The organism is Rhizobium sp. YJ-22 (genome assembly GCF_029601685.1).
In the GTDB taxonomy this organism is placed as follows: domain Bacteria; phylum Pseudomonadota; class Alphaproteobacteria; order Rhizobiales; family Rhizobiaceae; genus Metarhizobium.
On record NZ_JARRIR010000004.1, the window covers coordinates 512,570 to 520,950 of the forward strand.

Annotated in this window: 8 protein-coding genes; 4 read left to right on the plus strand and 4 right to left on the minus strand. The window is 61.7% G+C overall.

What is annotated here, in order from left to right; translation table 11 throughout:
• Positions 1-7: 7 nt before the first annotated feature.
• Positions 8-415 carry a DNA-directed RNA polymerase subunit omega gene (gene rpoZ / locus P7F60_RS13085; RefSeq protein WP_277918160.1) on the minus strand — a complete coding sequence of 136 codons (408 nt, stop codon included), beginning with the start codon at positions 413-415 and terminating at the stop codon, positions 8-10.
• A gap of 301 nt (positions 416-716) precedes the next feature.
• Between rpoZ and P7F60_RS13090 the strand changes: the two genes are divergently transcribed.
• Both P7F60_RS13090 and P7F60_RS13095 read left to right on the plus strand, forming a co-directional pair.
• Entirely contained in the window at positions 717-1,295 is a 579-nt protein-coding gene (locus P7F60_RS13090) for an NYN domain-containing protein (RefSeq protein ID WP_277918161.1), read from the plus strand.
• 170 nt (positions 1,296-1,465) lie between these two features.
• On the plus strand, positions 1,466-2,977 hold the full coding sequence (locus tag P7F60_RS13095) for a globin-coupled sensor protein (protein WP_277918162.1): 1,512 nt from the start codon (positions 1,466-1,468) through the stop codon (positions 2,975-2,977).
• Positions 2,978-3,132: 155 nt separating this feature from the next.
• On the opposite strand, the gene smpB is transcribed toward P7F60_RS13095, so the two are convergent.
• Both smpB and dapA read right to left on the minus strand, forming a co-directional pair.
• Positions 3,133-3,609, minus strand: a complete 477-nt coding sequence (smpB, locus tag P7F60_RS13100; RefSeq protein ID WP_277918163.1) for an SsrA-binding protein SmpB — start codon at positions 3,607-3,609, stop codon at positions 3,133-3,135.
• Between the two features lie 164 nt (positions 3,610-3,773).
• Complete coding sequence (dapA, locus tag P7F60_RS13105; protein WP_277918164.1) at positions 3,774-4,658, minus strand: 4-hydroxy-tetrahydrodipicolinate synthase; 885 nt, start codon at positions 4,656-4,658, stop codon at positions 3,774-3,776.
• 282 nt (positions 4,659-4,940) lie between these two features.
• Here dapA and P7F60_RS13110 point away from each other — a divergent pair, with 282 nt between their 5' ends.
• Positions 4,941-6,986 carry a lytic transglycosylase domain-containing protein gene (locus P7F60_RS13110; RefSeq protein WP_277918165.1) on the plus strand — a complete coding sequence of 682 codons (2,046 nt, stop codon included), beginning with the start codon at positions 4,941-4,943 and terminating at the stop codon, positions 6,984-6,986.
• A 33-nt stretch (positions 6,987-7,019) separates the two neighbouring features.
• Positions 7,020-7,895 (plus strand): alpha/beta hydrolase, encoded by an 876-nt coding sequence (locus P7F60_RS13115; RefSeq protein WP_277918166.1) that lies wholly within the window; start codon positions 7,020-7,022, stop codon positions 7,893-7,895.
• A 208-nt stretch (positions 7,896-8,103) separates the two neighbouring features.
• Here the strand turns inward: P7F60_RS13115 and P7F60_RS13120 are convergent.
• A partial coding sequence (locus P7F60_RS13120) for a porin (protein ID WP_277918167.1) occupies positions 8,104-8,381 on the minus strand: 278 nt, incomplete at its 5' end.

Below are 8,381 nucleotides of genomic sequence, written 5' to 3' on the forward strand. Positions count from 1 at the left end.
CCGGCGATCAATAATCGTCGCTCTTTTCCGGCGGCACCAGGCCTTCGATGCCGGCCAGCAGTTCTTCTTCAGACATCTGGTCGAAGGTGATGGTCTCGGGCAGATCCTCTTCCTCCTCGCCGGCTTCGGACGCGGCCGCGCCGGAAACGCCGATGGCCGAGGCCAGATCGTGTTCGGGCTCGTCGACCTCGACATGCTTCTGCAGCGAATGGATCAGGTCTTCCTTCAGATCGTCGGGCGACAGCGTCTCGTCGGCGATTTCGCGAAGCGCGACGACGGGGTTCTTGTCGTTGTCGCGGTCGATGGTGATGGAGGCGCCCTGCGAGATCTGGCGGGCGCGATGGCTCGCGAGCAGAACCAGCTCGAAACGATTGTCCACCTTATCAATGCAGTCTTCTACCGTGACGCGGGCCATGGTCTGTCCTTTATCGTCGAGTTTTTATGCTTGGGATGCCCGATACAATCAAAAGGCCGGAAATTCAAGTTAATCATGCCGGCGAGCCGATTGCAATCGGCGTCGCGGGCCGTTTGCCGCCTCCGGACCTCGCTTTTATTCAATCCACAGTTGCTTGGAATGTTTCCACACCTGCCCTAAATGACGAACATATGACCTGTTGATAAAGTAGAGATCTCAAAGCCGGTGCGTCTAAATCATGTCCCGGCGGCTTCTGCGGAAGTCGCTTTCGTTCACGCTCTCTTCATGGAAAAGAATTGCGATGTTTGACCCTCGCGAGAAAATTGCTCTCTTCATCGACGGCGCAAACCTTTACGCCGCTTCCAAGAGCCTCGGCTTCGACATCGACTACCGCAAGCTCTTGAAGGCTTTCCAGAAACGGGGCTATTTGCTCAGGGCCTATTACTATACGGCGCTGATCGAAGATCAGGAATATTCCTCCATCCGCCCGCTGATCGACTGGCTGGATTACAACGGCTACAAGGTGGTGACCAAGCCGGCCAAGGAATTTACCGACTCCATGGGACGCCGCAAGATCAAGGGCAACATGGACATCGAGCTGGCCATCGACGCGATGGAACAGTCCGAGACGGTCGATCATCTGGTGATCTTTTCCGGCGACGGCGATTTCACCACCCTGGTCGAGGCTCTACAGCGCAAGGGACGCAAGGTTTCGGTCGTCTCCACCATGGCGACGCAGCCGCCGATGATCGCCGACGACCTGCGCCGCCAGGCCGATCATTTCATCGATCTCTCGACGCTGCGGGCGGAAATCGGCCGCGACCCTTCCGAGCGCGCTCATCGTCCGGTCGAGCCGTCCGATACGGCGACAGAGAGCTGACGCCCCAGCTTTTCGCCCACGAGAAATAGTGCTCGCGCGAACGCGCCCATTAAGGGCTCCTTAAGGGTAACTTCTACAATAAGATTGACATAAGCTAACTTGCGGCGTCCCGCGGCGGGCCGGCTTGTCACTCTTGTCCCGACGGGATGCACCAATTGGCGAACGATCTCATGAAAAATCCCGACTCCAACATCCGTCAATTGCGCGAAAGACTGGATTTCGTCAGCCTGAATGCCGAAAGTGTCCAGGCGATGTCGGAAATTTCCGAGGTCATCGTCTGCTCGCTCGACCATGCGCTCGACACGTTCTACGCCCGCGTCAAGTCCGTGCCGGAAACGGCACGCTTCTTCTCCAGCGATGCCCATATCGGGCAGGCCAAGGCCATGCAGAAGAAGCATTGGGCACGCATTTCCTCCGGGCGTTTCGATCAGGATTACGTCAACGCCGTCACCACCATCGGCCGCACCCATGCCCGCCTCGGACTCGAGCCGCGCTGGTATATCGGCGGCTACGCGCTGATGGTCGAACAGATCCTGCGCGCGGTCATTGGCCATGAACTCAAGGGCTTCTTGCAGGAAAAGAAAGCGAGAAGACTGTCCGCCAGCCTGTCGGCGATCATGAAGAGCGCCTTTCTCGACATGGACTATGCCATCTCCACCTATCTGGAGGCGCTGGCGGTCGAACGCCAAAAGGCCGAGCAGCAGCGCCTGGCGCTGGAAGCCGACCAGGAAGAAGCGTTGAAGGCGCTCGACAACGCGCTCAACGACCTCGCCGACGGCGACCTGACCTCGACCATCGAGGCCAAACTGGCGCCGCAATTCGACCGTCTCAAGGAAAACTTCAACAAGTCCGTCGCCGGCCTCGAGCGCACTTTCGCCGAAATCATCAAGGCCTCGGAACTCGTTGCCACCAATTCGCAGGAACTGTCGACCGCGACCGACGACATGTCGCGGCGTACCGAGCAGCAGGCAAGCTCGCTGGAGCAGACGGCGGCCGCCCTGGAGGAGATCAAGACGATTTCCGAGCAATCGGCGATCCGCAGCCGCGACGCTCGCAACGCGGTCGCCGAATCCGCCGATGCCGCCAACCGCTCCGGTGAGGTGGTCGGGCAGGCCGTTCAGGCGATGAGCGCCATCGAGACCTCGTCGCAGAAAATCACGCAGATCATCGGCGTGATCGACGAGATCGCCTTCCAGACCAATCTGCTCGCGCTGAATGCCGGGGTCGAGGCGGCGCGCGCCGGCGAAGCCGGGCGCGGCTTCGCCGTCGTGGCGCAAGAAGTGCGCGAACTCGCCCAGCGTTCGGCCAATGCCGCCAAGGAAATCAAGTCGCTGATCGACAAGTCCTTCCAGGACGTCATGCTCGGGGTATCGCTGGTCAACCGCACCGGCGAGGCACTGTCGAGCATCGGCCAGCAGGTGCATGGCATCAACGAACATATTAGCGCCATCGCCACCTCGGCACAGGAGCAATCGACCGGCGTCGCCGAAATCAACACCGCCGTCTCCAACATGGACCGCGTGACGCAACAGAATGCACAGATGGTTCAGGAAACCTATCTCTCGACCCAGAACCTGACCCAGGCCAGCGACACGCTCGCCCGTCTCGTCTCCCGCTTCAAGGTCGGCAGTTCGATGACTTATCAGGAACGGACGGTCGAGTATCAGCGGCGGTATGCCTGACGAAAAACGGCGCGCCGGTTTCCGGCGCGCGATCGAGGGACGCCCTGCCCGCACACGCTACGTCATCCCTCGGCTTAGGATCTACAAACGTCTCATCAAATCGAAGCGTTGCAGATCCTTGGGGCACAAGTCCGAGCATTGACGGAAGAAGGGCCTCAGCCCGTCTTCAACAGCCGCGACTTCTGACGGTTCCAGTCGCGTTCCTTCTCGGTCTCGCGCTTGTCGTGCAGCTTCTTGCCCTTGGCGAGCGCCAGTTCGAGCTTCGCCCGGCCCTTGTCGTTGAAGTAGATCTTCAGCGGCACCAGCGTCATGCCCTCGCGGTTGATGGCGGCGCGCAAGCGGTTGATCTCGCGCTTGCCGAGCAGCAGCTTGCGGCGGCGGCGCGGCTCGTGGTTGAAGCGGTTGGCCTGCAGATATTCCGGCAGATGCGAATTGATCAGCCAGATCTCGTCGCCCTCGTCCGAGGCGTAGGATTCGGCGATATTGGCCTTGCCCTCGCGCAACGACTTGACCTCGGTGCCGGTCAGGACCAGACCGGCCTCGTAGGTGTCGATGATCTCGTAGTTGAACCGCGCCTTGCGGTTTTCCGCGACGATCTTTCTGACCGTGCGTTCGCTGCCTTTCGGGGCCATATCCGTCATCCATCGATAGCAAGACCGCCAAACGGGATCCGGTTTGGCGGTCGTTCAGGCCTTATGTAAGGCAAGTGGAGCGCATTGTGAAGACGAGGCCCGAAAAGGCGCCTTCCCTTGTTCAACGCAATTCCGAACCGCTTCACACTTTGCAGGAATTGCTTTCAGTTCAGCAGGCCCGCATGGCGCAGCGCCGCATCGATGGCCGCTTCCGTCACCGGCTCCAGCGTCGAGAGCAGCGGCGAGCGCGCCGTGCGGTTCAGGCGGCCGAGCTTCGACAGCGCATATTTGGCGCCGCAGACGCCGGGCTCCAGGAAGATTGCCTTGTGAAGCGGCATCAGCCGATCCTGCAATTCCAGCGCCGCGGCGAAATCGCCTGCCAGCGTCGCCTTCTGGAAGTCGGCACAGAGGCGCGGCGCAACATTGGCCGTCACCGAAATGCAGCCGACGCCGCCATGGGCGTTGAAACCGAGGGCAGTTGCATCCTCGCCGGAAAGCTGGACGAAATCCTTGCCGCAGGTGATGCGCTGTTCCGACACGCGCTCAAGGCGGCCGGTGGCATCCTTGACACCGATAATATTCGAATGCGCCTTTGCCAGCGCGCCCATGGTTTCCGGCGTCATGTCGACAACCGAGCGACCGGGAATATTGTAGATGATGATCGGCAGTCGCGTGCCTTCGGCAACCGCCGCGAAATGCGCGATGAGGCCCTTCTGCGTCGGACGATTATAATAGGGGGTGACAACCAGAAGGGCATCGGCGCCGGCAGCTTCCGCGTGCCTCGCCAGCTCGATCGCTTCAGTGGTGTTGTTGGAGCCGGCGCCGGCAATGACCGGCACGCGTTTTGCCGCGACCTGAATGCACAGCTCGACCACACGTTTATGCTCGGCATGCGAAAGCGTCGGGGATTCGCCCGTCGTCCCGACCGGTACGAGGCCGTGGCTGCCTTCGGAGATCTGCCATTCGACATGCTTGACGAAGGCATCCTCATCGATGGCGCCAGCCTGCGTGAAAGGTGTGACGAGAGCGGGAATCGATCCCTTGAACATGCAACGCTCCTTGAGGCCGCCGCTCATGCTTCGGCCGCATTCCGTGATTAAAGCTGGCGCACCATAAACAGGTGCTTGCGTGACGACAAGCTGGCAGAGACGCCAAGCCGGATATTTCCCGAAACCGGACTGCGGCTGGCGCAGGCAAGCCAATTTCATGCGCAAGCCATCGTCGTTATGCTAGGGTTAAACACACTCAGCCTGAAACGATTGCGTTCTCAGCCTGAGCTGTCCTTCTGTCCGATGCCGTTTTCCGCCGGCGTTCAAGGAGCGCAACACCGGATGAAAATCTCCGCTTTCCTGCTTTCGTATACAGGCCTTGCCGCGCTCTGCGCCGGCAGCCTGATGGCAAGCCCTCTGGAGAACGGCTTCCTGCCGGTGCCGAAATCCAGGCCGGCGCTGGAGGCAATGACGGCGCCCGCCGATCCCGCTCCGCCGGTTCCCGTCGTCGCCCCGGCGCTAAAGGCGGGGCTGGATGCGCTGTCTAACAAGGATCCGGCCCGGGCGCTCCTCATTCGCGATTCCATGCCGGCGGCCGAACTCGATCGGCACCTGCTCACCTGGGCGATCGTCATGTCGCGCCAGCGTGGCGTTCCTTCGCATGAGATCGCTGCCGCGCAAAAGGAATTGACCGGCTGGCCGGGGCTGGCACGGCTGCGGGGCAATTCCGAAAAGGCGTTGTTCGAGGAAAATCCGCCACCGGCCGATGTCCTTGCCGCCTTTGGCCAGACGGCGCCGGAGACCGTCGAGGGATCACTAGCCCTGGTGCGCGCCTATGTCGCCAGCGGCGATGCCGCCAAGGCCAGCCCGATCCTGCGTCGGCTCTGGGCCAGAGAAGCCATGGACAAGCCGACCGAAGACCGGATCATCAAGGATTATGCCGGCTTCCTGTCCGTGGACGACCATCGCATGCGCATGGATTTCCTGATGTTTCGCAGCCGCATCGCGCAGGCCAAACGCTTTGCCGAGCTCGGCCAGGCCCAATCGCTGTATGCGGCCTGGGCGGCGGTGATGCAGAATTCCTCCAAGGCTCCGGCGCTGATTTCCGCGGTCGATGTCCGCTTCCGCAACGATCCCGGCTATCTCTTCGCGCGTATCGAGCTTTTGCGCCGGCAGAGCAAATATACCGATGCCGCTGCCCTTTTGCGTCAATTGCCGAAGGACCGCGAAAAGCTGGTCAATCCTGCGGAGTGGTGGTCGGAGCAGCGCATCGTCAGCCGCGGTCTCGCCGACCGCGGTCAATTCAAGGCCGCTTACGACGTCGTCGCCGCCTCGGTCGCCACCGATACCAGCGACGTGGTGGAGGCGGAATTCCATGCCGGCTGGTATGCGCTGCGCGGGTTGAAGGACGGCGCCACGGCCGCGCGGCATTTCAAGCGCATTCTCGATACCTCCAGCCGGCCGCTTTCCGCATCGCGCGGCTGGTACTGGCTCGGTCGGGCCGCCGAAGTGGGCGGGCCCGGCACGCCGCAGGGTTATTTCTCCCGCGCCGCCGCCTATCCCGGCACGTTTTACGGCCAGCTTGCCGCCGCACGGCTGAAGAACAATGCCGTCAGCGTCTCCTATCCACAGCCGACGGAAACCGATCGCCAGCGTTTTGCCGCCCGCGAGGCGGTGCGCGCCATCGACCGGCTGGAGTCCGCCGGCCATGGCTGGCGCGCCAACAGTCTTTATCTGGCGCTGGCCGAACAGCTCGACAGCCCCGGCGAACTGGCGCTTCTGACGGCGCGGGCCGAAACCGGCATCGGCCATCAATTGTCGCTGCAGATCGGCAAGATCGCCTATGGGCGCGGCATCGATGTCGCAGCCCTTGCCTTCCCGATCGGCGCCATTCCCGATAGCGCCAACATCTCGTCCTCCGGCAAGGCGCTGGCTTATGCCATCGCCCGGCAGGAAAGCGCCTTCAATCCTGCCGCCGTCTCGCGCGCCAATGCCCGTGGCCTGCTGCAGCTCCTGCCCTCGACCGCCAAGGCCGTGGCCGTGCGCCACGCCATGTCCTTTTCGGCCGACAAGCTGACCTCCGATGCCGGCTACAACGCCACGCTCGGCGCGCATTATCTCGGTGAGCAGATCGACGCCTTCGGCGGCTCCTATATTCTCACCTTCGTCGCCTACAATGCCGGGCCGAAACGCGTGCCGGAATGGATCGCCCGGTATGGCGATCCGCGCGGAAAATCCATCGACGAGGTGGTCGACTGGATCGAGCGCATTCCCTTTTCCGAAACGCGCGGCTATGTCCAGCGAGTGATGGAGAATTACCAGATCTACAAAAGCCGGCTGGGCCAGAGCGCCGATATCGAACACGATCTACGCTTCGGCAGGGGATAGGCGATCGGACTGGAAACTATTTGGGGGACTACAATGGACAACGGCTTCACGCCGCGAACTTTCGCCAGTCCGGATGGGCTAACGCTGTATGCCCGCGATTATGGTTTGCAACTCGACGACACGGTTCCGATCGTCTGCCTGCCCGGCCTGACGCGCAATTCCCGTGATTTTCACCAGCTTGCGCTTTTCCTTTCGCGCGATGCGGCAAGACCGCGCCGGGTTCTGACGCTGGATTATCGCGGCCGCGGGGAATCCGACCGCGACCACAACAAAGCCAATTACAATCTGCTGGTCGAGGCACAGGATGTGATCGCCGCCTGTGAGGCTTTTGGCATAGACCGCGCCGATTTCATCGGCACCTCACGCGGCGGGCTGATCCTGCATCTTCTTGCGGCCATGCGGCCGGCCCTGCTGCGTCGCATCGTGCTCAACGATATCGGCCCGCGCATCGAAACCGAGGGCCTGAAACAGATTCGCAATTACCTGAGCCGGACACACCTCTCCTCCGACTGGCCCTTGGCCGCTCTGGCACTCAAAGCCGTTCACGGCCCCGCCTTTCCGATCCTTGAGGATCGCGACTGGATCGACATGGCGCAGGCGATCTACGCAAAACGCAACGGCATGATCGAGGCCGATTTCGACCGGGCGATCGTCGAGCAACTCCAGGCGGCCGATCTCGACCAACCCCTGCCCGACCTTTGGGCACAATTCGAGCAGATGACATCCATGCCGCTGCTGATCGTGCGCGGCGAAAACACCGCCCTGCTTTCCCTGGAAACCGTTTCCGAAATGCAGCGCCGACATCCGAACGCGATGCTTTTGTCCGCCGGCGGCCAGGGCCACGCACCCCTGCTCCATGTCGACGGAATCGCCTCTGTCATCGCCGACTTCCTGAACGCCTCCGACTAATCTTAGCCACGTCCCCATCTCCGGGAGACGCGGCTTCCTATCCCGCGACAGAACCGAATTCATTGCTGCCGTCGGATGCTTGTTCCGGCGAACGCAGCTTATTGATCGATTGCAGCGCACCAATGCCAAAGCCTGGCGTCCTGAGACCCAAAACGAAAGAAGCCCGGCTTTTGGCCGGGCTTCCCTTCAACAAGCCGAAGCCTGATGATTAGAACGTGCGCTGGAAGCGAACCATGCCGTTCCACTGATCTTCGTCGATCGAATCCCACTTGGTGTAGGTGACTTCCGGCTGGATCAGCAGGCCCGGTACCGGGTTCCACTTCAGGTTAGCAGCAGCAGCGAAGGTTTCGTTGTCGGTGTAAGCGAGCTGCAGGTTGGCGCCGAGCGTGTCGGAGAACTTGCCGCCGATGCCGCCCCAGACAGCCCAGTCGCCCCACGGGCCGTAGGTGTCGCCCGGTGCGAAGGCGTTGGTGGTGTCGCCGTCGG

Coding starts and splice junctions, on each gene's coding strand:
- P7F60_RS13115 (WP_277918166.1), top strand. CDS start 7,020: ATGGACAACGGCTTCACGCCGCGAACTTTCGCCAGTCCGGATGGGCTA.
- P7F60_RS13110 (WP_277918165.1), top strand. CDS start 4,941: ATGAAAATCTCCGCTTTCCTGCTTTCGTATACAGGCCTTGCCGCGCTC.
- smpB (WP_277918163.1), bottom strand. CDS start 3,609: ATGGCCCCGAAAGGCAGCGAACGCACGGTCAGAAAGATCGTCGCGGAA.
- dapA (WP_277918164.1), bottom strand. CDS start 4,658: ATGTTCAAGGGATCGATTCCCGCTCTCGTCACACCTTTCACGCAGGCT.
- P7F60_RS13090 (WP_277918161.1), top strand. CDS start 717: ATGTTTGACCCTCGCGAGAAAATTGCTCTCTTCATCGACGGCGCAAAC.
- P7F60_RS13095 (WP_277918162.1), top strand. CDS start 1,466: ATGAAAAATCCCGACTCCAACATCCGTCAATTGCGCGAAAGACTGGAT.
- rpoZ (WP_277918160.1), bottom strand. CDS start 415: ATGGCCCGCGTCACGGTAGAAGACTGCATTGATAAGGTGGACAATCGT.